General features: G+C 37.1%; 25 protein-coding genes and 1 riboswitch. Of the genes, 8 read left to right on the top strand and 17 right to left on the bottom strand.

Going from position 1 to position 24,222, the window contains the following annotated elements; all coding sequences use genetic code 11:
• Nucleotides 1-16: 16 nt before the first annotated feature.
• From AMET_RS06220 to pdhA, 11 genes are all read right to left on the bottom strand, one after another.
• Nucleotides 17-676: a bifunctional 4-hydroxy-2-oxoglutarate aldolase/2-dehydro-3-deoxy-phosphogluconate aldolase gene (locus AMET_RS06220; RefSeq protein WP_012062507.1), complete on the bottom strand. Its 660-nt coding sequence runs from the start codon at nucleotides 674-676 to the stop codon at nucleotides 17-19.
• Between the two features lie 212 nt (nucleotides 677-888).
• Nucleotides 889-1,650 carry an IclR family transcriptional regulator gene (locus AMET_RS06215; RefSeq protein ID WP_012062506.1) on the bottom strand — a complete coding sequence of 254 codons (762 nt, stop codon included), beginning with the start codon at nucleotides 1,648-1,650 and terminating at the stop codon, nucleotides 889-891.
• Between the two features lie 170 nt (nucleotides 1,651-1,820).
• Nucleotides 1,821-3,536 carry a phosphoenolpyruvate--protein phosphotransferase gene (gene ptsP / locus AMET_RS06210; RefSeq protein WP_012062505.1) on the bottom strand — a complete coding sequence of 572 codons (1,716 nt, stop codon included), beginning with the start codon at nucleotides 3,534-3,536 and terminating at the stop codon, nucleotides 1,821-1,823.
• A gap of 10 nt (nucleotides 3,537-3,546) precedes the next feature.
• Nucleotides 3,547-3,810 (bottom strand): HPr family phosphocarrier protein, encoded by a 264-nt coding sequence (locus AMET_RS06205; protein ID WP_012062504.1) that lies wholly within the window; start codon nucleotides 3,808-3,810, stop codon nucleotides 3,547-3,549.
• Between the two features lie 258 nt (nucleotides 3,811-4,068).
• Nucleotides 4,069-4,560: a PRD domain-containing protein gene (locus tag AMET_RS06200; RefSeq protein ID WP_012062503.1), complete on the bottom strand. Its 492-nt coding sequence runs from the start codon at nucleotides 4,558-4,560 to the stop codon at nucleotides 4,069-4,071.
• A gap of 71 nt (nucleotides 4,561-4,631) precedes the next feature.
• Nucleotides 4,632-6,803 carry an HD domain-containing phosphohydrolase gene (locus tag AMET_RS06195; protein ID WP_012062502.1) on the bottom strand — a complete coding sequence of 724 codons (2,172 nt, stop codon included), beginning with the start codon at nucleotides 6,801-6,803 and terminating at the stop codon, nucleotides 4,632-4,634.
• 174 nt (nucleotides 6,804-6,977) lie between these two features.
• A complete protein-coding gene (locus tag AMET_RS06190) occupies nucleotides 6,978-8,192 on the bottom strand; it encodes a SpoIIE family protein phosphatase (RefSeq protein ID WP_012062501.1) in 1,215 nt (404 codons plus the stop codon).
• A gap of 207 nt (nucleotides 8,193-8,399) precedes the next feature.
• Entirely contained in the window at nucleotides 8,400-9,773 is a 1,374-nt protein-coding gene (gene lpdA / locus AMET_RS06185) for a dihydrolipoyl dehydrogenase (RefSeq protein WP_012062500.1), read from the bottom strand.
• Between the two features lie 45 nt (nucleotides 9,774-9,818).
• A complete protein-coding gene (locus tag AMET_RS06180; protein ID WP_012062499.1) occupies nucleotides 9,819-11,135 on the bottom strand; it encodes a dihydrolipoamide acetyltransferase family protein in 1,317 nt (438 codons plus the stop codon).
• Between the two features lie 15 nt (nucleotides 11,136-11,150).
• On the bottom strand, nucleotides 11,151-12,134 hold the full coding sequence (locus AMET_RS06175; protein WP_012062498.1) for an alpha-ketoacid dehydrogenase subunit beta: 984 nt from the start codon (nucleotides 12,132-12,134) through the stop codon (nucleotides 11,151-11,153).
• Complete coding sequence (gene pdhA, locus AMET_RS06170) at nucleotides 12,134-13,222, bottom strand: pyruvate dehydrogenase (acetyl-transferring) E1 component subunit alpha (RefSeq protein ID WP_012062497.1); 1,089 nt, start codon at nucleotides 13,220-13,222, stop codon at nucleotides 12,134-12,136. Before pdhA ends, AMET_RS06175 begins: the two co-directional genes overlap by 1 nt.
• Nucleotides 13,223-13,447: 225 nt before the next feature.
• Nucleotides 13,448-13,562, top strand: a riboswitch (TPP riboswitch).
• A 119-nt stretch (nucleotides 13,563-13,681) separates the two neighbouring features.
• On the opposite strand from pdhA, the gene thiW reads away from it, so the two are divergent.
• From thiW to thiE, 4 genes are read left to right on the top strand one after another with little or no spacing between them, the layout of a single operon-like run.
• Nucleotides 13,682-14,158, top strand: coding sequence for an energy coupling factor transporter S component ThiW (gene thiW / locus AMET_RS06165; RefSeq protein ID WP_012062496.1), 477 nt, complete (start codon nucleotides 13,682-13,684; stop codon nucleotides 14,156-14,158).
• 17 nt (nucleotides 14,159-14,175) lie between these two features.
• On the top strand, nucleotides 14,176-14,976 hold the full coding sequence (thiD, locus tag AMET_RS06160; protein WP_012062495.1) for a bifunctional hydroxymethylpyrimidine kinase/phosphomethylpyrimidine kinase: 801 nt from the start codon (nucleotides 14,176-14,178) through the stop codon (nucleotides 14,974-14,976).
• Nucleotides 14,977-15,000: 24 nt separating this feature from the next.
• On the top strand, nucleotides 15,001-15,819 hold the full coding sequence (gene thiM / locus AMET_RS06155) for a hydroxyethylthiazole kinase (RefSeq protein WP_012062494.1): 819 nt from the start codon (nucleotides 15,001-15,003) through the stop codon (nucleotides 15,817-15,819).
• A complete protein-coding gene (gene thiE, locus AMET_RS06150) occupies nucleotides 15,803-16,438 on the top strand; it encodes a thiamine phosphate synthase (protein WP_012062493.1) in 636 nt (211 codons plus the stop codon). The genes thiM and thiE overlap by 17 nt, the downstream gene beginning before the upstream one ends.
• A 113-nt stretch (nucleotides 16,439-16,551) precedes the next feature.
• On the opposite strand, the gene AMET_RS06145 is transcribed toward thiE, so the two are convergent.
• A complete protein-coding gene (locus AMET_RS06145; protein ID WP_041720256.1) occupies nucleotides 16,552-18,411 on the bottom strand; it encodes an IS1634 family transposase in 1,860 nt (619 codons plus the stop codon).
• Between the two features lie 64 nt (nucleotides 18,412-18,475).
• On the opposite strand from AMET_RS06145, the gene AMET_RS26840 reads away from it, so the two are divergent.
• Nucleotides 18,476-18,757 (top strand): thiamine phosphate synthase, encoded by a 282-nt coding sequence (locus AMET_RS26840; protein ID WP_083760855.1) that lies wholly within the window; start codon nucleotides 18,476-18,478, stop codon nucleotides 18,755-18,757.
• 33 nt (nucleotides 18,758-18,790) lie between these two features.
• Here the strand turns inward: AMET_RS26840 and AMET_RS06135 are convergent, their stop codons facing one another.
• Nucleotides 18,791-19,120: a hypothetical protein gene (locus AMET_RS06135; protein WP_012062492.1), complete on the bottom strand. Its 330-nt coding sequence runs from the start codon at nucleotides 19,118-19,120 to the stop codon at nucleotides 18,791-18,793.
• A 252-nt stretch (nucleotides 19,121-19,372) separates the two neighbouring features.
• The gene (locus AMET_RS06130; RefSeq protein WP_012062491.1) at nucleotides 19,373-20,101 is read right to left on the bottom strand and encodes an MgtC/SapB family protein; all 729 of its coding nucleotides are present in this window, start codon (nucleotides 20,099-20,101) and stop codon (nucleotides 19,373-19,375) included.
• A 381-nt stretch (nucleotides 20,102-20,482) separates the two neighbouring features.
• Here AMET_RS06130 and AMET_RS06125 point away from each other — a divergent pair, with 381 nt between their 5' ends.
• From AMET_RS06125 to AMET_RS06115, 3 genes are read left to right on the top strand one after another with little or no spacing between them, the layout of a single operon-like run.
• Complete coding sequence (locus tag AMET_RS06125; RefSeq protein WP_012062490.1) at nucleotides 20,483-21,292, top strand: amino acid ABC transporter substrate-binding protein; 810 nt, start codon at nucleotides 20,483-20,485, stop codon at nucleotides 21,290-21,292.
• A 20-nt stretch (nucleotides 21,293-21,312) separates the two neighbouring features.
• Nucleotides 21,313-21,996: an amino acid ABC transporter permease gene (locus AMET_RS06120; RefSeq protein ID WP_012062489.1), complete on the top strand. Its 684-nt coding sequence runs from the start codon at nucleotides 21,313-21,315 to the stop codon at nucleotides 21,994-21,996.
• Nucleotides 21,997-22,019: 23 nt separating this feature from the next.
• Entirely contained in the window at nucleotides 22,020-22,760 is a 741-nt protein-coding gene (locus tag AMET_RS06115; protein ID WP_012062488.1) for an amino acid ABC transporter ATP-binding protein, read from the top strand.
• Nucleotides 22,761-22,819: 59 nt separating this feature from the next.
• On the opposite strand, the gene AMET_RS25610 is transcribed toward AMET_RS06115, so the two are convergent.
• From AMET_RS25610 to AMET_RS24180, 3 genes are all read right to left on the bottom strand, one after another.
• Nucleotides 22,820-22,957, bottom strand: a complete 138-nt coding sequence (locus AMET_RS25610) for a hypothetical protein (protein WP_157047169.1) — start codon at nucleotides 22,955-22,957, stop codon at nucleotides 22,820-22,822.
• A 347-nt stretch (nucleotides 22,958-23,304) separates the two neighbouring features.
• Entirely contained in the window at nucleotides 23,305-23,685 is a 381-nt protein-coding gene (locus tag AMET_RS06110; RefSeq protein ID WP_012062487.1) for an FMN-binding protein, read from the bottom strand.
• Nucleotides 23,686-23,846: 161 nt separating this feature from the next.
• Nucleotides 23,847-24,158 (bottom strand): mercuric transporter MerT family protein, encoded by a 312-nt coding sequence (locus tag AMET_RS24180; RefSeq protein WP_250634603.1) that lies wholly within the window; start codon nucleotides 24,156-24,158, stop codon nucleotides 23,847-23,849.
• Between the last annotated feature and the right edge of the window lie 64 nt (nucleotides 24,159-24,222).

Genomic DNA, 24,222 nt, shown 5'->3' with positions numbered 1-24,222 from the left:
TTTATCTTTTATGCCATTAGATTTCTCTGGCTTCTTTTACTTTACTCACAAATTGCTTTGCTGTTTCAGTAATCTGATCATAATTTCCCGTCTTCGCTCCACCTGTCAATTCTCCACCAACACCAACTGCCACGCATCCATTTTTAATCCATTGACCTACATTGTCTAAACTGACACCTCCTGTAGGCATTAATACCGCTTGGGGTAGAGGCCCCTTGATGGCCTTAATCACACTAGATCCATACACACTTCCTGGGAAAACTTTAATAATATCCGCTCCTGCTTCCATAGCGTGAACTATTTCTGTAATTGTCATACAGCCTGGCATATATGCAACTTGATACCGATTGCAAAGCTTGGCTGTTTCTAGATTAAAGCACGGGCTTACAATATATTCAGCCCCCGCCAGTATGGCAATCCTTGCTGTTTCACTGTCTAATACCGTTCCTGCTCCAACGATTAATTCTTCCTTAGAGAACTTTTCTTTTAGTGATTTAATAACATCTGCTGCTCCCGGCACAGTAAATGTTATTTCAATAGCCGGAACCCCTCCATTAATACATGCTTGAGCGATTTTTTCAGCTTGTTCTGCACTTTCAGCTCTGACTACAGCAACGACACCAACATTTGTAATTTTTTGTAGTGTTTCTATTTTAGGAATCATCTTCATCTTCATCTTCATCCTCCCGACTTGTGATTTTGTTTCACATCGCAAACTATAGTTTCATTATACGAAATTATGTTTCGTATTTCAAAACCCCCCTAACTCCAAATAGCTTAGTTATGCCCTATATACTTTATATTTCTTCTATTTACTTCTGATTACCATTACTTTTATTATTTTAGTATATTTTTTAAAATTCATCACTAAAAAAAAGCTTAGTTACATTAACTTCTGTAACCAAGCTCCTTTGAAATTTGTTGACTGTATTCAATAATCCATTGGGTAAATTCTTCAGCTCTTTCCTTTGTGACGCGAATAGTCGGCCCCGAAATACTAATTGCTGCAAATACATTTCCTGAATAATCGAATATCGGTGCCCCTACACATCGAACACCCAACTCATTTTCCTGTTCATCAAGGGAATATCCTTTTTCACGTATTCCTTTTAAGGTTTGTTTCATTTCATCCAAATCCGTTATGGTAAACTTCGTTAGCTTTCGTATCTCACTAGCTCTCCATACTTTTTCAACTTCTTCTTCTGTTAAGTGGGCTAGGATGGCTTTTCCTACTGAGGTACAGTAAGCAGGACTTCTTTTACCAATACTAGAGTGCATGCGAATTGTGTTCTCAGACTCCACCTTATCAATGTAAACAATCTCTGCACCTTCTCGAACCACTAAATGAATCACCTCATTGGTCTTCTCCATCAGTTGTCTTAAGTAAGGTTTAGCAATAGAAAGAATGTCCATCTTCTCAATACGTTTATGTCCTAGTTCAAAAAGCTTTAGGGTCAGCTTATACTTATTGGTTTTTTCATTTTGTTCTACATATCCTTTATAAATCAAGGTTGCTAGCAATCTATGGACAGTACTCTTATGAAGTACTATTTTCGTACTAATTTCAGTTATCCCTAAACCATCTTCAGAATCTGATAACACTTCTAAAATGGTAAGGGCTCGATCTACAGATTGTACTGATTCTTTCATGGTACTTCTCCTCTCTACCTATAAGGCATATCAAATAAGATAGCCAGTCAATACCATGGGCTACTTTTTTGAGATACCTAAACTAAAACCTATATTACCATAAAAACACCTAAGATAAAAGAGGAGAACGATGGGTTCTCCTCTTACAGTAGCGTTCATGGTTCTAAAATCTAGCTTATTTTGTCAATTTCCTCAGCAACGAATTTTTTCACTTCTGCTGCGGTTGGAAAGTTCAATGCTTTTTCAGCTATTTTCTTCATTTCAGAGTAAGAGAGCCCTCTAATGATTTTTCTAGCTTGTAAAATTGAGATAGGGCTCATGGAAAATTCATCTAATCCAAGTCCAAGTAGGATGGGAACAATTTTCGGATCTCCTGCCATTTCCCCGCACATGCCAGCCCACTTTCCGCCTCCATGGGCATGATCGATGACCATCTTAATCATCCTTAAAATAGCAGGATGGAATGGTTCATAGAGATGACTTATTTTTTCATTCATCCTATCCACCGCTGTGGTATATTGGATCAAATCATTGGTTCCAATACTAAAGAAGTCCACTTCCTTGATTAACATATCTCCAATGACCACGGTGGCAGGTATTTCCACCATGATACCTACTTCGATCTCCTTACTGTACTCAATCCCCTTTTGATCTAGTTCACCCCTTACCTCCTGCAAAATTTCATTGGCTGCCCTTACTTCCTCAACAGATGAGATCATGGGGTACATGATTTTCAAGTTGCCATACACACTTGCCCTTAGCAGCGCCCTTAATTGTACTTTGAAGATTTCAGGCTGATCAAGACATATCCTAATTGCTCGATATCCTAGAAATGGATTCAATTCCTTTGGTAAATTTAAATATGGGAGTTCCTTATCTCCTCCAATATCTAATGTTCGAATAATAACTGGTTTCTCCTCCATTTTTTGCAACACTTCTTTATAGGCTTCATATTGCTCTTCCTCTGATGGCATATGATCTCGGTTCATATAGAGAAACTCTGTCCGATATAAACCGATTCCTTCCCCACCATTGTCTAGTACTCCCTTGACATCCTTAGGGGTTCCAATATTTGCCCCCAATTCAACCCTTCTACCATCCTTTGAAACAGAAGGCTCTGACTTTAGCTTCTCCAGCTCTTTTCTTATGAATTCATATTGTTGTTTTTTCTCTCTAAAATCAGCTAAAAGTTGCTCATCAGGATTAATATGTCCAAATCCCTCTCCTCCATCGAATATAAGGAGGTCTCCACTTTTCACTTCATCGGTAATACTTTTAAGCCCTACAATGGCTGGCACTTCTAATGACTTAGCCATAATGGCCGTATGACTGGTTCTCCCACCTATATTTGTGATGAAACCAAGAACTTTCTCCTTATTCATGGTAGCTGTATCAGAGGGTGTCAGATCATTTGCAACAAGGATCACTTCATCGGTCAATGTGGCTAAATTTATGATTTCAACATTCAATAGATTTTTAAGAATTCGATTTCCTACATCTCTAATATCCGCTGCTCTTTCCTTCATATATTCATTGTCCATACCTTCAAAGAGGGTAATAAAACTGTTGATTACTTCATTAACTGCATATTCAGCACTTACCTTTTCATTGGTAATCTTGTCCTTCACTTGGTTAATTAGCTCAGGATCATCTAGAACCATAATGTGTGCTTCAAATATACTGGCCTTGTCTGCCCCTAGCTTTTTCATGGCTTCTTGTTTCACATATTCTAATTGTACTTTTGATTTTTTAATTGAACTTTGGAATTTATCCAACTCTTTTTCCAAGCCTTCAACACTTTCTTTTTTAATATTTAATTCTTGCTCCTGATAAACCAAGGCCCTACCAATGGCAATTCCAGGTGAAGCTCCAGTTCCCTTAAACATTGTCATCCCCCTATTCATCAAATCCTCTTTCAATCAAGCTTGTCATGGCCTCAAAGGCTTCTATTTCATCTTCACCAAAAACCTTTACAGTAATCTCCTCTCCTTTTTTAGCTCCCATACTCATAACGCTCATAATACTTTTACAATTGTATTCGTTCCCATCCTTAACAATAAAAAACTCCGACTTAAATTTAGTCGCTTCCTTTACTAATAAACTAGCTGGTCTAGCATGGATTCCTGTTTCATTATTGACGATAATCTTCTTTTCTAACATCTCATCGCTCCCTTTTTTGGTTTATATTTTATTTTTTTATGACAGTCATGATAACATGATCATCCTGACCTCTTTCCATTAACTCGATGTCATCCATATTTATAATAACAATTGGCGTGATGCTTGACTTTGCTATTCATACAACAAAAAGCATGAGCACAATAAGAAAAAAGGTTTTTTCAAAACTCCTTTTTTCTTATATTAGCTCATGCCTGATCAAATCAGTAACACGCCTGTTTTTATTTTATTTAGTAAAGCTTACACTTTTGACTTTTTTAAATTTTTCCGATTTGCACGAATATGTAGTGCAATGAAACCGATTTCATCCTGGGGCACATCAATCCCCAGTCTTACACAAAGAAGCGCTACTGCTTGTGAAGCAATGGAAAACTCTACAGGATACAATGCCTTCGTTTCATTCAGAAATGGATTAGAAATATTAATTCCTTCTTGGATTCGATTAATAGCAAAATGAATATGGTCAATTAAACCTGTGTGCACTTTATCTCCCAGAGATTCACCCAGCTGTTTTTCCGCCATTACAATGATTTCCTCTGAAACACCTACTATTTCATCACCCTTTATATTCAATTCTTCAATTGAAACAAAGGCTCTTTCCACATCATTTTTATGAATGGTATCTCTTGCCTTCTTGCCAAATCCCAGCCCTTTGCCTACTAAAATGTATTGAAGGTTATCCTTTTCCGCTATGACCACATTATTATTTAGTATTTTTTCAACATAATACACCTTCAGTTCCTCCCGTAGGTTCACTTGTCAATCTGCTACTAATTTCATTCTATCGAAGTTCTTTTTTTTTGTCAATATACTTCTATTATATCGGTGAATATTCTGACTAATGTCTCATCAAATTGCGAGCCACTGTTTTTCTTCAATTCTTGTGTCGCTTCTTTCTTTGTCATGGCAGGCCGATAGGAGCGTTGGGAGGTCATGGCATCGTATGCATCGGCAATGGTCACAATCCTAATTAGTACAGATAAGTCTCCTGCATTTAACTGATCTGGATATCCCGTTCCATCTATCCGTTCATGATGATTTCTAATAATCATCCGTGCCCCCTCTAAGAATTTTAAGTTTACAATAAAATCCTCTCCTCTTTCCGGGTGTTCTTTAATCATTTCATATTCATCATAGGTCAATTTTCCATCTTTTGTTAAAACCTCATCGGGCACAGCTAATTTCCCAATGTCGTGAAGTATACTTCCATATCTTAGGATCTCCATTTCCTCCTTGGACAAATTAAGTTTTTCACCAAGGGCTAAACTATACTCCATTACCCTTTCACTATGCCCCCTTGTATAGCTATCCTTCAGTTCAATTGCTTTGACTAAGGCAATAATGACATTAATATATGTACTCTCTATTTGGGAAACAAGTTGACTATTTTGTAATGCAATGGAAATCATCTTAGTTAATTGTTTGACAAATGAAACATGCTCTAAATTCAAACTATTTCCTGAGTAGCCCATTGTACCGATCACTTCATTGGTTTCATTTAAAATCGGAACTTGTAACAGCATTTGATAAATTTCATTAATAGGTGACTTAGAAACAAATCTCTCGTCCCTTAGGACCTCTTTAATGATTAATTCTTTCTTATTTTCTAAAATCCATTTAAACGTCCCTTCTTGGCTATGAAAGTTTAAATGATTCTGTTCTCCCTCATATCCCATATATGCCCTTGCTATGAACATCTTTTCTTGGTCATTGTATAGGTGAATGATACACCTATTAGCATTCATAATCTCTTGAGTATGAAGTAAAATCATTTCAAATAATGTTTCTAAATCATTAATACCGTAAAGTGTCTCTCCCAGTTGATTAATGAGTTTTTGATGCTGTAATCTTTTAGATATCTCTTGATGGGCTTCCACCAGCCTGTCATTGATGTCGTTTATTTCTTCAAAGCTAGCAAGCAACTCTTCATTTAAGGCTTGAAGTTCCTCATCTCTAGATGAAATGGCCTCAATTGTGAGATTAAACTGATTGGCCAGTGCTCCTATTTCATCATCCTTTTCAATTAGCACCTGGGTAGTATAATCCCCCACTTCTACCTTCTTCATTGCCTCAAGAAGTCTTTGCATGGGCTTTAAAAACTGTCTTGTTATTACAATCACACCAATACCTATTAATAAAATACCACCTAAGAAAACGATCGACATTTCTTTCCGCAGTTCATTAATCGGTTGATATAGTTCACTTTCTGATATCGTGGCGATGACATACCATGTCGTTCCCTCAACTCGCTCATAAAAAGCATATTGCAGCTCTCCATTTTCATTAGATCGAAATTGATAGTGGCCATTTTCCTGTTCTATAGGGCTTTCTCCTAAATATGTAAAAAGATTATCATAGGGTAATACTTCTATTTTTGGGTGCAGTAACACTTTCCCCATCTCATTAATCAAAAATCCATGCCCATCCTCACCAACACGTATTCCATATATTTTTTCTTCAAAATCTGCAATCAATATCGTACCGATCAAGGCTCCTTTCACTTCTCCTTCAATAATAATGGGTTGCCCTAATACAATTTGGTACGCACCATCTGAAATAGAATACAATGGGTCCGAGACAGTACCATGTCCTCGAAAAAGATCTTGGACATAATCCCTCTCAGAAATATCTCTCATTCCTTCACTAGAAGTAATGTGATAGGTCTTGTCTAAATAAACAATGCCCAGTTTTTGAAAATCACTGTTTTCCAGTTGATGCTCCAAATATGTCTGAGCTGTTGCCCAGTTCATCTCTTTAACTAAGGGATTATCTTCTATGGATTCCAACTGTTTTTTTCCATTACGGATCAAACGCTCTATTTTATGTATTTGTACTCCAATTTTACCTAGGGCAATGTTTTGCTGTCCTTCGATGACAACAGGAGAGATAACTCTGTTGCTTCCTATCAACAAAAGTATTGTGCTGATTAGTAATAGTAATATGGTTAATATGGGAATCTTATGTTTTAATTTCATTAATTGCCCTCCCGTTACTCATATGTTACTTTCTTTCGACGGATCATTGTTTCAATCCCCCCTTACTCAACTTGATAATTTAGATCCTATTTACAAAATTCTACGTCATTTTCCAAAATCCTTTACAAAAAAATAAAAGCCCTGATTAAATCAAGACTTTTAAGTATTTTATCATTAAATAAATTTAACCCATCTCATTTCTAGTAAAGTAAGGTCATCCTTCAACTTTTCTTGTTTTCTAATTTTTTCTTTCAATGGCCCTATGAGGTGATGGGTGTTCATATACGCTTCATCTTTAAAATATTTTATAACACCTTCATACTCCCATGGGCTTCCTGATTCATCTTTCAATTCCATCAGGCCATCACTATAAACTACCAGGCGATCGCCTGAATCAAGGGCCACACTTCCCTCTACATAATCTTCATTAAATTCAAATCCCACAGGTGTGCCATAGGCTTCAAGCTCTAGTATTTCTCCTGTTGGTTTCACAAGTATTGGCGCCGGATGCCCTCCACGGACATATTTGATAATGCCTGTCCTTACATTGAGAATCATATAAAAAATTGTGAAGTAATGTTCATATTTTTTAAAAGGAAACCGATGATTGAGATAATGAATCAATTGTACTGGAGAAGCAATTTCATAGTATGGAGGTTTGTTTGTTTTTCTTTTCAATGGTGAATCACGATCTACATCTAAGATCAAGGACTCCGATAGTGTCACCGCAAGCATTGAAGACCCTACTCCATGTCCCATTACATCTAGCATATACATTCCCATATGTTCTTCATCTAACATAAATACATCAAATATGTCTCCTCCAACCTTTCCCGAGGGTTGAAAGTGCCATAAAAAAGAGCAATTCGGAATATAACCTAAGGATTTTGGAATCAAAGCCTCTTGAATTTTCGAAGCCAGAGTTAAGTTCTGTTCCAGTTCTATTTTTTGTCTTTCAACCGTATGTAAACTCTCTTTTAGCGCTTGGTTGGATAGACTCAATGCTTTTTGTAGTTCAATAATCTTTTCTAACTTTTCTATCTTTGAAATGAGCTCCTCTTCATCAATAGGCTTTAGCATATAATCATCTACCTTATATTCTAGATGCGAAATGCCTTTTACTTTCTCTCGTTTCTCTACACCAAAAATAATTGGTATATGTTTAGTATCTTCATTTTCTTTTAATTTTTTTATGACATTGAGCTTTTCTTCTGCTTCTGAATCAATGGAAATAAAAATAATATGGGGCATTGATATGAATATCGTATTCACATCCGTATCACTAATCTTTTGCTGTTCTACTTCATAACCATGTTTACGAAGTACGCTTTTAAGATGATCCATGTTTTCCCCTGGGGAGTCAATAATCAATAGTTTTGTCGAAATCATGTCATGCCCCCTTTCAAAAGTTCATGATCATATTATATCAATTTACTTGGTATAACGCCATAACAATCAAATAAAATATATTAACTTTCCTACATAAGTGCTAGTATAGTTGTCGAAAAACGCCAGTCAAGAGGGTTTTATAGACCTCCTTACTGGCGCTTCATCTTCCATGCATTTATAGAACTTCTCTTTTATCTGATATATTTTTTAAAAATGTATTGGTTGATCCATAATACCATGGGCTGCTTCCATTACAATTTCAGACATCGTTGGATGGGGATGAATTGCCTTTGCAACATCATAGGCTGTTCCCTCTAGCTGCATAGACACAATGGCCTCTGAGATCATATCCGTGGCATGAACTGCCATAATATGTGTTCCCAGTATTTCTCCATATTTCTTATCTGCAATGATTTTAACAAATCCAATATTTTCTCCTTCAGCCATTGCCTTTCCATTGGCCGCTAAAGGAAACTTACTGACTACCACATCATAATCTTTTTGTCGGGCTTCTTCTTCTGTTAATCCCACAGAAGCAATTTCAGGAAAACTATAAATACAAGAAGGAACAATGTTATAATTTAATTCTTCATTTCCTCCCATTGCATTTTCAGCCGCAACGATTCCTTCCGCACTGGCTACATGGGCAAGTTGATACTTTCCATTGACGTCACCGATTGCATAGACTCCAGTGATACTGGTCTCCATTTTGTCATTTGTGATGATCCCCTTTTTATCCATATCTAGGGATAAGGCCTCTAATCCCTTAACATTGGGTGATGTCCCCAAAGAAAGTAAAATTTTATCTCCCTCAAATATCTCCTCTTCACCATTGATCTTTGTGAACACTCGGGTACCTTCAATTTTCTCTACGCTGCTATTCGTCACAATTTTGACTTTACGCTTTATTAAATCCTTACTTAGGGTCAGCGCCATTTCTTCTTCCACCCCTTTTAATATTCGATCAGATCGTTGAATCACTGTGACTTCAACATCAAGGGCATTTAGTAGGGTGGCAAACTCGATGGCAATAACCCCTCCCCCTAAAATGACTACTGATTTAGGCAAGGCCTCAATGGATAAAAGTTCTTTACTGGTTAAGATATTCCCAGCCTTCATAGAAGCTTCCAGCCCAGGTATATCCGGAATCATAGGACTGGTACCCGTGGCAATGATGAGCTTCTTTCCTTCTAACTGTTGTCCCTTTACTTCGATATGATTGGCATCAATCAATGTACCAAATCCATCAAATACATCGACTTTATTTTTTTTCAGCAATCCTTTTACGCCACCAACTAGTTGACGGACAATTCTATCTTTTCGCTTCAACATAGCAGGCCAGTTAATACTTAATTGACTTTTGTCAATTCCTTCAATCCCATAAAAATCTCCCATAAGCACATCTTGGTAGACCCGGGCATTTTTCAAAAGTGCTTTCGTTGGGATACAACCCCAGTTGAGGCACACCCCACCGAAATAGCCATTTTCAACCAGGGCTACTTTTCCACCTAAATGAGCCGCCTTGATGGCTGCAACATAACCACCAGGACCGCCTCCTAACACAAGTACATCATAGGTCATCTTCTCAACTCCTTCTTCATTTACTTCTCTGAATAAACAAATTAATTATCTCAACAGTAATCCTTTAATATCTTTAATGTATTTTTTAAATTGATTTAAAAACCTTCCCACATCTCCACCGTCTAATACCCGATGATCAAAGGATAAAGACAGGGGCATCATCCATCTTATGACCACTTCATTATCTACCACAACGGGTTTTTGTTCAATCTGCCCAATACCTATTATTGCCACTTCTGGGTAGTTAATAATGGGCATACCACTTTTAACTCCCAATGACCCCAAGTTGGTAATGGTAAATGTACTTCCTTTCAACTGGTTTAATTTAAGACTTTTATCCTTGGCACTTTGGCTCAATCTTACACTTTCTTCCATTAAGCTCATCAGTCCTTTTTGATCTACATCTTTGATAACAGGAACCGTTAGCCCCTCAGGTGTATCTACTGCAATCCCAATATTATAATACTTTTTCAGGATCAACATTTGATTTTCTTCATCAAGTTGCGCATTAAATCTAGGATAGTCCTTTAATGCCAGCATGACTGCCTTAATCATAAATGGTAAATAGGTTATTTTAATCTCCTTTTCTTCTACAAAATGATTCTTCATTTCTTCACGGTAGGCTACTAAATCCGTTACATCTACCTCATCAATGCATAAGGCATGGGGAGCGGTATAGAATGACTCAGTCATTCGTTTGCCAATGGTTTTACGTAGCATGGAAAGCTTTATTCTCTCTTCCTTATCACTCAATTGCCCTTGGGCTTCCTTCGGCTCCATTGATGACTTTTTAGGCTGACTTTCTAATGGTCCATTCTGTTGTTTTCTTTCATGAGCTACTTTTATATCTGCCTTCATTACCCGCCCCAATGGTCCCGTCCCTTTAATTGTGCCAATGGCAATACCTAGATCATAGGCCATTTGTCTAGCAACCGGTGTTGCCAATACTTTTTTACTTTGACCCTTTACCGCTTTTTCTCCTCTGGCCTCTTGACTGGCGCCCATGACTTCATCTGATACTTCTAAGGCTCCTACAACACCAGCGTTTTCCTCTTCTTCTACCTTTTCCAGTTTCTTTTCATTTGATTCAGAGGTTGTGCGGTTTTTAGATTCTTCCTCAGCGTGATCACCGGTGTCTATTTTGACGATGACATCCCCTACATATATTGTATCTCCCTCTTCACCCTTCAGGCTATTAACCAGGCCTGTGGCTGGAGAAGGAAGCTCTGTGGTTACTTTATCGGTTTCTACTTCACAGAGGGACTCTCCTTCTTTGATGTTGTCTCCAGCTTTCACCATCCATTTTGTTAATATCCCTTCTGAAATCCCTTCACCGATATCCGGGAATTTAAATTCAACCATATTGATTCCTCCCTCCTATGTCAAGTAATTTGAAACCGCTTCTATTTTTCTCAGAATTCGATCTGGACTTGGTATATAATGTTGTTCTCCCCTTGGCAATGGAAAAGGCATATCAAAGCCAGTCACCCTAGCCGGAGGTGCTTCTAAATACAAGAAGGCTTTCTCATTAATGATGGAGATTAACTCTGCTCCAATCCCCAATGTCTTGGTGGCCTCATGGACAATGACCACTCTTCCGGTTTTCTTCACCGATTCAATTACGGTCTCTTGATCAATGGGTGCTACGGTTCTGAGATCGATTACTTCAGCATGAATCCCTTTTTCATTAGCTAATTCTGCTGCCTTGAGGGTTTCTCTCATCATTGCACCCCATGAAATCAGGGTCACATCTCCTCCTTCTTTCACAATGTTTGCCTTTCCAATAGGTAAAATATATTCTTCATCCGGCACTTCCTGTTTGAAGGCACGGTAAATTCGTTTAGGTTCTAAAAAAATCACAGGATCTTCATCTCTAATGGCAGCAGCTAATAACCCCTTGGCATCATAGGGTGTGGATGGAATCACTACCTTTAATCCTGGAATATGTGCATAAAGAGCCTCTGTACTTTCAGAGTGATGCTCCAGGGCTCGAATGCCACCTCCATAGGGCATGCGAATGACCATGGGCACAGTGTATCTTCCCCTGGAACGATTTCTCATCCTGGCCATATGGCTGATAATTTGATTGAATGCTGGATAGGAGAATCCCATAAATTGCATTTCTACAACTGGGATCAGACCATTAATGGCCAACCCAATCCCTGCACCCACAATTCCTGACTCGGATAGGGGTGAGTCCATACAACGATCTGGACCAAATTCTTTTTGCAAGTCTACAGTTGCTCTAAAAACACCTCCTTCAAGGCCTACATCTTCTCCAAATACAATCACCCGTTTATCTCTTTTCATTTCTTGCTTTAGGGTTTGGTTTACTGCCTGTAAAAGATTAATTACTGCCATTATGCTTCACCTCTTTCCATTAGATAGGCTTTATATTCTGCTAATTGCTCTGTCAGCTGAGGTGTCATCTCTTTATAGTGATATTTAAAAATATCTTCTAATACTGTATCGCCACTGGCTTCTACATATTTAAAAGCCTCTTCTGCTATTTTTCCAGCTTTTTCAATTATTTTCTCATTTTCTTCTTCTGTTAATATTCCTTGACTCATTAAATATTTTTTCATCCGATCTATGGGATCTTTTTTCTTCCATTTTTCGACTTCTTCATCGGATCGGTATCTCTTAGGATCATCGCTTGTGGTATGGGCTCCTATTCGATAAGTAAAGGCTTCGATTAACGTTGGCCCTTCACCTCTACGGGCACGATCAAAAGCCTCCTTAACAGCGGCATACATGGCAAAAATATCATTTCCATCTACTAATATTCCGGGCATCCCATAGGCAAGGGCTTTTTGTGCAATGGTTTCAGAACTCGTTTGAATTCCCCTTGGAACAGAGATTGCAAATTGGTTGTTTTGACATAAAAATACCACTGGCACTTGGTATACCCCCGCCCAGTTCATGGCCTCATGAAAATCACCTTGAGAGGTTGCCCCATCTCCAAAATACGTGATGGTGACTTCATCCTTTCCTTGTAGCTTGGAAGCCCATGCAATTCCAGCTGCATGGTTTAAGTGACTAGCGATTGGTACGGATACAGGTAAGATTTTCAGGTCCTCTGGCATATAACTGCCAAATTCGTTTCCATACCAGTAGAGATAAATCATTTCCAACTTAGCTCCCCTTGTGAGCCATGCTCCCAATTCTCTAAAGGCGGGAACCATCCAGTCTTCTTTCTTTAAAGGGAAGGCACTCCCAACCTGTGCGGCCTCTTGGCCTATATTTGGTGCATAGGTAAGCATTCTACCTTGTCTCTGATACATTAATGCTTTTAAGTCCGCCTCTCGTGTTTGAATCATAAGTTGATACATTTCCATCATTTGTTCTTTAGATATATCAGGCATGTACTCTGGCTTAATAATGTTCCCCTCTTCATCCATCACTTGAAACATTGTTTTATCTAGTGGGTGATATCCTTCAAAAATCAAGTAAACCCCTCCTTGTCTTCTTTAATTGAAAATCATTCTCTATTACTTATATATCCTTTACACTTTTTTTCTAACAAAAATATTTGATTGGAGATTATCTTTTTTTGTGTTAACACTTCTCTTTATATTTACTTAATATTTACCTATCTACGACTATTTGTTAAACAAACAACTTCTTTACTAGTTTACCCACTTATGCTATGATCAACTTAAATCATTATGTTTAACAATCACTAGGGGAGCTGGAGAGGCCAGCTGAGAAAAAGACCTACCTGTCTTTGACCCTTATTCTGAACCTGATCTGGGTTATACCAGCGTAGGGAAGTGATCGTCGCCACTTAACATCAACAAGGCACAAATCCTTCCTGTGGATTTGTGCTTTTTTTGTTTTACCAGCATCATCAGAGATACATACTATTTTAGAAAACAGAGCTTATTACACAGAAGGGAGATTAACAGATGAATATTAAAAAATTAACCCTCTCAGGGCTATTGATTGCCGTGGGAACCATTAGTGGACATCTAATCTATATTCCCATAGGGGTCTCTAGAATTTTTCCTGTACAGCACACCATTAATGTGATAGCCGGTGTGATTTTAGGACCCCTTTATGCAGTTGGGACTGTCTTTGGTATTTCACTCCTTAGGAACATCCTAGGTACAGGTTCTCTTTTAGCCTTTCCCGGAAGTTTGTTCGGTGCCTTATTAGCAGCACTTTGCTTCCGATACACAGGTAAGTACACCATTGCTACCCTTGGCGAAATAATTGGTACTGGATTCATTGGGGGTCTTGTTGCCTATCCCATTGCAAAATTTTTATTGGGTAGTGAGGTCGCACTGTTTTTCTTTGTTCCTCCCTTCCTTCTTAGTACTTTGTTTGGAGGAACCATCGGCTACATTATTTTAAAACTGGTTGCAAAGCATATCGATCTATAGAGGAGAAGGTGAGTTTAATGAAGAAAGTGTTGACAATTGCAGGCTCTGACAGTAGTGGTGGAGCCGGTATTCAAGCAGATTTAAAGACGATGTCCGCCCATGGGGTTTTCGGCATGAGCGTGATCACTGCAGTAACTGCCCAAAATACACAGGGGGTTTTCGGTATTCAAGATATTTCTCCCCAGATGATCGCAAAACAAATCCAGGCAATTTATGAGGACATCGAGGTAGATGCAGTTAAAATTGGAATGGTTTCTCAGGTAGACACAATTCAAGCCATTGCGCAACAATTACTAAAATATCAAGCCAAAAATATTGTCTTAGATCCTGTTATGGTTTCAAAGAGTGGGTTTCATTTGTTAAACCCAGAAGCAAAGAATTCACTAATTAACCAACTGATTCCTCTGGTTACAGTCATCACACCTAATTTGCCCGAGGCAGAGGTAATCACAGGGCTCACCATTGAAAGCGAAAAAGATATGGAGGAGGCTGCTAAAGCAATTTTCATAATGGGTCCTCAATATGTGTTGATCAAAGGGGGCCATCTAGAAAGCGATCCCGTTGATCTATTGTACGATGGAAAAGCGATTCAAAGATTTTCAACAAAGCGTATTGCTACAAAAAATACCCATGGCACTGGATGCACCTTATCCTCAGCCATTGCCTCTAATTTAGCTCTAGGTTTCCCCATTACTGAGGCTGTTAAACTTGCCAAGGAATACATTACAGTGGCCATTGAGAACGCCCTATCTATCGGTAAAGGAGTTGGACCCACTCATCATTTCTATTCGCTCTATCAACGGGCTGGATTAGAGTAACCAGGAAGGAATGGAGGATATAGAATGCTGGAACTAGAGGAATCTTCAAAAATCATTGAAAAAATTAAATACAATAAGCCATTAATTCATCACATAACGAACTATGTATCCGTCAACGACTGTGCTAATATTGTTCTGGCCCTTGGAGGCTCTCCTATAATGGCAGATGATCCAAAGGAAGTTGTTGAGGTGGTTTCAAAGGCCTCTGCCTTGGTGATTAACATAGGCACATTAAATGATAAACGTGTCCAATCAATGCTTTTAGCTGGAAGAAAGGCTAACGAACTAGGGATTCCGGTTATATTAGATCCCGTGGGCGTGGGCGCCTCTACCTTTCGCAAGGATACCGTCAACCAATTGTTGAAGAACATTGATTTTACAGTGATTCGAGGGAATGCATCCGAAATGCAAGTCCTGATGAATATGAATTATTCTGTAGCAGGAGTTGACAGCATGGACTTTGGAGGTAATACTCCAAAAATGATACGTACTTTAGCTCAAAAATATAAAACAACAGTGGCAATTACAGGAGCTACTGATTCCATATGTGATGGTACCACCCTGATTTCTGTTTCTAATGGGCATAGCCTATTGTCCCAAGTAACAGGCACTGGCTGCATGACCACTTCTCTCATCGCTACTTGTTTGGCGGTAACAGATCAAGCTTTACTGGCAGCTTTAGCTGGTGTCCTCATAATGGACCTAGCTGGAGAAGGCGCTTATGCATCCTTAAAAGCCCATGAATCCATTGGTACTTTTAAAGTTCGAATTTTTGATCACATACATCAACTCACTGAACAAACAATTTTGGAAGGGGGGAGCTTAGATGTCTCCTATCGTTAAAACAGATTATTCTCTTTATTTGGTGACGGATCGTTCTTTGCTTAATGGAAAAGATCTGATGGAAAGCATAGAGGCTGCAATAAAAGGTGGCGTTTCTATTGTTCAATTACGGGAAAAGCAAGCCACCAGTGCTGTTTTTTATGAAACTGCCCTGGCCCTAAAAAAACTAACAGATCAATATCAGATTCCTCTGATCATTAATGACCGTCTGGACATTGCATTAGCCGTAGATGCCGCTGGGCTTCATATAGGACCTGATGATCTACCTATCAAAAAAGCCAGAGAATTACTAGGTCCCCATAAAACACTGGGTTATTCAGCTGCAACCCTTGCTGAAGCATTAGAGGCAGAAAGTCTAGGAGCTAATTACCTAGGGGTAGGGGCCCTTTTCCCTACAAAAACAAAAAAAGACACTGAATCAGTCTCTTTACAATTGCTCCAAAAAATTAAATCTTCGGTTTCTATTCCTATTGTTGGTATCGGAGGAATCAGCCAAGGTAATGCATCACAGGTGATTCAATCAGGTGCAGATGGCATTGCTGTTGTTTCGGCAATTTTGTCAAAGCAATACCCTGAAATAGCCGCAAAAAATTTATATTTAAAAACTCAAAATAAATAGGAAGAAGAGGCGATTTCCGCCTCTCCTGACTTCGGAACATCATTCATAATAAAAAGTGCTGAAGCCATCTGTTTACAGAGGTTTCAGTACTTTTTATTTTTGTTTTGCACTCACTACATCTTTTTAATTATATTGGAGATTTCATTACTCAGTAGAACATTCTTTTCAATTTTAAATATGTCTTGGTTTATTTTGCTCTTAAATAATTTGTCTGAGATCATATATAATTTGTCTACTTTGTAATCAATCTCATCTATAACAAACCCTTCTAGACCATTGATTATTTCATGGGTAGATATTTCAACGTTTTTCTCTTCTAATTTATACTCTAATACTCTCTGGATGACTAAGGCCAAATAACAAATTAAAAAATGTGACCGGATTCTTCGTTCTTTAAAGTGATACACAGGTCTTGCTTTTAAATTTGTTTTTAATATTCTGAAGGACTCTTCAATTTTATACAGGGATTTATAAGCCACCATTATATCTGCTGGATTCATCTCTACTTTATTGGTAACGATGTAAAAATATCCGAAATTCTCTTGTTCTTGTTTAATTTTTTCTTCATCGATCTCAATGTTTATTTTCTCTTTAGGATTATCAACAGCTTTGTAATACTTGCTTTTAGATTTAGTTGTTGAATTAATTGTAAAATCTTTTATATTTTTTTTCGCTCTTTCAAGCATTTTATCTTGTTTAAACATCTCCCGTTCTTTGTAGACATCTGAATATTTTTTTATGATTAATTCATCATAGGTTTCATCATTGTGACTCACTTTTCTTTTACTGGTGATATAGCCGCTTTTATATTTAGCCTCGGCTTTAGAAGTGATGTTCCAAGATGAATTGAATTTCTTCTCTTTTAGATCTTTAGGCACTGCACTGCCCTTAGAACCTACAATGTAGTTAAGCCCTTTGCCACGGATCATTTCTAAGTTAGCCCTTGAATTTAAGCCTCTGTCAGCAACGATAATAATTTCTTTTATGGTGTAATTATTTAATATATCGTCAATGACCTCTTCCATGGTATGTAATTCATGTTTGTTGCCTTTGAAAAGCCTATAGGAAATAGGGATGCCATTTGTGTCTATTAATAAACCCATAACCACTTGTGTTTCATTTCTTTTATTATCCTTACTCATGCCTCTTTCTCTAAAACCGTCTTCATCAAAAGACTCAAAGTAATAGGTTGTGCAGTCATAAAAGGCTAAAGATATATTTCTTTCTGGAACAATCTTTTCCATATGTTTATTGAGATGTTTGAAAAGTTTGTTTTCATTCATTTCAAAATTACTATCATAAGACGTTATTAGTTCTTCTAATTCGTGAGAGGTATTGTTTATGTTAGTTTCTAATATTTTTTTAGCCTCTGAATCAACGGTATCTAAGAGAATCTCCATATCGTTTATGACTTGAATGCCATCTTGTAACGCTTTAGATTTATGTTTATTAAATCCAGAAAAAACATCCAAAGAGGAATAAATATTATCGTTATTTACAAAATTAAAATCATACAGGAAATCATCCTTTCTAGTAGCTACTTCAAGCTTACTAGAAGGATTGAATAATCTACCAAGTACTTGATAGAACATCATATCGCTAAAAGAATAATCAAGTTTAGAGTCTTTGACCATCTTAGAAAAGAAACTTTGTAATTTCAATTGGTTAAAGATTTCTAAGTATGGTAGATAGCCAATATTTTTATGCTTAAGAGAAAGCTTATCTTTTGACATGGATACAATAAAATCTTCAAAGTTTTCAAATCCTCGAGAAGCTTCATCTAGTCTAATCATTTCTTTTAGCTCAGCTTCAGCTTGCACAAGAGCTTTCTTACCTGATTTAGAATCCAAATCATGAGTACCAAAACCTTTAATCTGAATTTTTTTTGATTTCTTAGTTTCAGGATCTCTAATCCCCTTAGCAATTGATATGAAATACTTACCATTTGGTCTTTTAGATTTACTAATATACATGCACAATCCCTCCATAAAATCCCTCTAACTACATTATACATCATATTATTCACCACGACAAGTCGTGGGCGTAAATAAACAAAAAAATAATGAGAAATGTTCAAATTTAAACATTTACTCATCATTTGTTCTGAATTTATGTTCTGAAGTCAGGTTACAATTGCTCCAAAAAATTAAATCTTCGGTTTCTATTCCTATTGTTGGTATCGGAGGAATCAGCCAAGGTAATGCATCACAGGTGATTCAATCAGGTGCAGATGGCATTGCTGTTGTTTCGGCAATTTTGTCAAAGCAATACCCTGAAATAGCCGCAAAAAATTTATATTTAAAAACTCAAAATAAATAGGAAGAAGAGGCGATTTCCGCCTCTTCTTCCTATTTATTGGGATTCTGCAATCTTATCATTATTATTATTGTTATTGTTATTGTTGAAAACTTTTTCTGGTTTAATAAAAGGAATTACATTATGGACATTAGCAACTTCATTTGCTTGTTGAAATATATGTTTATCCGTTGTCTCCTCTTCTCCAGCCACACTAATGGAATTCTTCTCTTTTTTAGGCATTGCTATGATAACAGCCAATGCGATGACAGAAAAAACAGCTCCTAGTACAAACCACAGTAATGGATTCCGACTTTTTTGATGGGCTTTAATTGCGGCATAAGCGCCTACTATCAATTCAAACATTAATATATAATTAAATTCCATATCAATACCTCCACAAATATTATTATTGACATTATACCACACCCGACGAATGATTAATAGAATATATTCTTTTTTCCGAAAATTGTGTTTTCTTGCTTGTTTGCTATTTAATTAATAACCTTTCTCTTATAATCTCATCCCAACTCGTTCCAAATACGTTATAAATTTAATCAATATATATTATCCTTTATATTCCAAGCTTTTTTCATTTCCTTTTATCTCCAACAAATTCAAGTCCATTGGGTAAACTCATTAAATTCCTTTATGAACTTTGCCTCCGTGCACAACCAAGACATCATCCCACACAACGTTTTCTATACCTTCTATTTCTTTAAGCTCATTGTATAATTGAATTCGATTTAATTTACTGGGTATTCTAAGAAAAAAAGTAATATCAATATTATCTTCATATTCCTCGTCATCACTTCCATCAGCATTCTCAACAACTATATTTTTAATATTAACATGAAATTTACCAAATACCATACCAATTTCCCCAATAAACCCTGGTCTTCCTGTTCCGTGAACCTTCACCTTAGAATATCGTTTTAATCTCACCATATGCTTCTCTAAAACCCCTAGGCCAAGTAATGAAAATAGCGCTAATAACGTCGCAATAATGGAAATTAAATAAAAGCCTACACCTACTGCTAATCCGATTCCACCACTAATCCAAATGCTTGCTGCTGTGGTTAATCCTCTTACATTTGTTCCTTCTCTTAAAATTGTACCGGCTCCTAAAAACCCGATTCCACTCACTACTTGGGCTGCTAATCGTGCCGGCTCTCCACCTGCTCCGTTTACACCGTGACCTTGAAATCCATAGAGAGAGATAAGCATAATTAGACATGATCCTAGTGTAACTAAAATATGGGTTCTCAATCCAGCGGGACGATTATTCATTTCTCTCTCGAACCCAATTATGCCTCCCAATACGGTAGCCAATAATAATCTTAATATTAATTCACCTGTAGCAACCATTTCTAATCTCTCCCTTTTTACGCTATTATATCACATTCTCGAAAACCACATTTTAATTTTTTGTAGGTATACCAAACTACTTTCAGTCAAAATTTGTATTATAGATCATCCTGCTGCATTCTACCATCCTCCTTATCACACTCTTTAGTTTATATTCATTGTGTAATACTTTAGAAAACAGCATTTGAATTATCTATATATCTCTGAACATTCAGATAGAAGTTACCATATGAAAAACATTATAATTCTATCAATTCCGAGTTAATAATCGGAATTGATTTTCTAGAAAAATCGTTGACACAGTCCACATTGTTGTGATAGTATCTCTTTATAATTAATTTAAACCCGATTGAAATCGTATGAATTGAGGAGGAGAAAAATTTGAAGAAAAGAATTGTGCTATTTGCTTTACTAAGTTTGATCGTTGGGGTGTTAGCAGCTTGCCAGAGTACAGAAGTTGAATCCACAGATAATGATCCGTCACCAGAGGTTTCTCTTGATACAATAAAAGTAGGTACTTCTGGTGGATATCATCCCTATACATTTATGAATGATGACGATACACTTGATGGATTTGAAATTGATACATGGAATGAAATAGGAGAACGAGCTAACTTAGAAATTCAATTTGAAACATCAGCTTTCAGTGGTTTATTCGGCATGTTAGATTCCAATCGTATTAATACAATTGCCAATCAAATTACCATGACTGCTGAAAGAGAAGAGAAATACTTATTTACAGAGCCCTATGTATTCTCAGGAGCTCAAATCCTCGTTAAAGGAGATAATGATTCCATTACCAGCTTAGAGGACCTAAAAGGAAAAAGAGTAGGCGTCAGCTTGGGCTCAAATTATGAGCAATTACTAAGAGAATTTGATACAGAAAATGAAATTGATATTGTGACATACGAAGATTTTTCAGGGTCAGTACAAGAGGTTGCATTAGGCCGTCTTGATGCAATGATTAATGATCGTCTAGCATCTATGATTAATATTGAAAGTTCCGGTCTAGATTTAAAACTAGGGGGAGATCCCGTTCACCCTCTCCAAAACGCCTTTCCTTTTGTTGATAATGAAGAAAATGCTGTATTAGTTGAACGTATCAACAATGCAATTGTTTCTATGCATGAAGATGGGACTTTCAGTGAAATTTCAAACAAATGGTTTGAAATAGATATTACGTCTAAGTAAAATAGAGGTTGTGAGAGATAATGACACAGATTAATTTCCAATATGATGCAATGATTCGTGCCTTTGAAGTGGTTTCTAAAAGTATCCTTGTGACAGTCAATATGCTGGTCGTTTCACTGGTATTTGGTTTTATGATTGGTTTAACTGTCGCCTTTATTAGGATCTATAAAGTAAGGGGATTGTATCCCCTTACTTCTATTTATCTATCTGCCATTCGAGGTGTTCCTTTATTAATCCAAATATTTATTTTCTATTTTGGCGTTCCACAAATATTTCCTCAAACAATCCATTTCCTAACTCCTTTTATGTCAGCCTGTATTGCCTTTAGTATTAATTCAGGTGCCTATATGTCCGAAACCATTCGCGCCGCTATTTTATCCATCGATAAAGGGCAAAAAGAAGCTGCGCTCTCAGTTGGTATGACTGAATTCAAAGCGATGAAAAACATCGTTTTACCCCAAGCTGCGGTTGTGGCAATTCCCTCCTTAGGGAATACCATTATTAACCTTTTAAAGGAAACTTCCTTGGCCTTTACCATCGGTATAGCCGACTTACTGGGTAGAGCAAAAATGCTTTCTGCTTCAAATTATCGCTATCTGGAAACATTTGTTGCAACAGGATTGATCTATTGGGGCATCACCATTTTGATTACCTATGTCCTCAATAAACTAGAAAAGCGATTTAGTAAAATTTATTCGACATAACTTTGATAAAGGGACTGAATAATATGCTAACAATTGAAAAACTTTATAAACAGTTTGGTGATCTAAAAGTGCTCAAGGGTATTGATTTAAAAATAAGTTCAGGTGAAGTAATCGCCATATTAGGTCCTTCTGGATCTGGAAAATCAACGCTACTCAGGTGCATTAACTTTCTAGAGAGGGCTGAGGAAGGATCTATTGAGATCGATCAATTAAAAATCAATGTGGCAAAGGCATCAAAAAATGATATTAATCAGGCACGTCAATTAACGACCATGGTCTTCCAAAATTACAATCTTTTTAAGAACAAAACAGCATTAGAAAATATCACCGAAGCATTGATCTCTGTAAAGGGTATGGATAAAAAAAAGGCTAAAATTAAAGGTGAAGCACTATTAAACAAGGTGGGTTTACCTGATAAAGCAACTACCTACCCCATCCAACTGTCAGGAGGCCAACAGCAACGGATCGGTATTGCCAGAGCCATGGCTCTGTCCCCTAAAATCATTTTATTTGATGAACCCACCTCTGCCCTGGATCCAGAGCTAGTAGGGGAAGTGCTGAAGGTAATCAGTGATTTAGCCAATGAAGGATTGACAATGGCCATTGTTACCCATGAGATGGATTTTGCCCGGCGAGTGGCAGACCGTGTTATTTTTATGGATGATGGTGTGATTATTGAAGAAGGAACACCTGAAGCCATATTCACAGCTCCTCAGCATCCCCGTACACGCAAGTTTCTTGACCAAATCCTCAATCCAATTTAGGGATTCCCCAGGACACACATATCAAGTTAAGCAAAAAAACAGTAGCATCCATGGGGATGCTACTGTTTTTTCCAGTTCTCTGCTCTTTTTCTACGATTTTCAATTAACACCTTATACGCTACATCCTCTGTTGGCTTCGCCTGTAGCTTCACATTCCATTTGCTTTCATACTGCTTTTCCGTTTTCTTACTTTCCATCCCAAGCCACCTCCTTACATTTTGTTGACTCAATGATTATATTATCAGTTTATTATATGAGATTCATAATTATTTATTACTTTTAGTGAATAAAAATCCATTCATTGATTTTATTTTACATTTCTTCAGCACATCTGTCAACATATCGCAATGAATTTTCTCCCTTTTTATTTATCACATCAGTTAACAAATCTTTCTATCATGTTTTTTTGCAAGAGATTTAGACCGAAAACATCCCACTGCCCATCTCTTTAAATAGATCTTTTTCACTATTCCCAATAATTCCCACGTAAAAAAGAGACCTTTATAAAGGTCTCTTGCTAGTTTTTAAAGCTATAGGTTATGAATTACTTGGCATCAGTTAAAGCTGCACTGATTGCTTCAATTAGTCCATCACTTGTTTTTGTTGCACCTGTAACAACTTCAACTTCATTAATATCTTGTTTTTCTATTAGTTGTTCTTCAATACCTTCAAAAGCTGGGTCAGAAATGCCACCAGTCTCTGAATGATCAACTACATTTAATTTAGCAATTGCACCATCAGTTACAACGATTTCAACTTCAATATCTCCACCGTATCCTGCTCCTGTACCTAGGTACGTCCCATCTGTATACATACCTGTAGCATCAGATTCACTCGGCGTAGCCGCTCCAGATCCACAAGCTGTTAATGTTAATAAGCTTACTGCTACTACTCCTACGATTAATGCTCTTTTAGAAAATGTCATTTGAATTCCTCCTAATTATAGATACCGTAAATTACCTCGATATCTATTATAACAGAGTTAAATTTTTTTTGCAATAAAACTGATAATTTGTCGTATTACACACTTCTTCTTATTAGGATATGAGTTCCATTATCACAGATAGCCTTTTGATTAAGCCCCAATTAGCTAGACAAAATGTAGTACATATTTAAAATCACAGGAGACAGATTCATCAGTACTGCCACAATGGTAGCTGTCCAGATAAAAGCAACCATACTTCTTTTCATAGGATATTTTTCCATGCGATAATGTGCATAGCCTAAAGAGACCACTGCTAATATGACAAAAACAGGACGATAAGGTGCTACTCTAGCCAAGTACGCAAATCCAGTGCCACCTATACCTAGGGACAATAAAATCAGAGGACCCACTCAGCATACCATGGAAAAAATTGAACTCAGCACGCCTCCAGCACTTAATAATTTCTCCTTCATTTAATCTCTCCTCGCTTTATTTTTATTATATCATAAAGTACATAAGCGACTAAGACAATGAAAT

This window comes from Alkaliphilus metalliredigens QYMF (genome assembly GCF_000016985.1).
Lineage (GTDB): Bacteria > Bacillota > Clostridia > Peptostreptococcales > Natronincolaceae > Alkaliphilus_A > Alkaliphilus_A metalliredigens.
The sequence above is the reverse complement of the archived record's forward strand: the minus strand, read 5'-3'. Positions and strand labels throughout refer to the sequence as shown.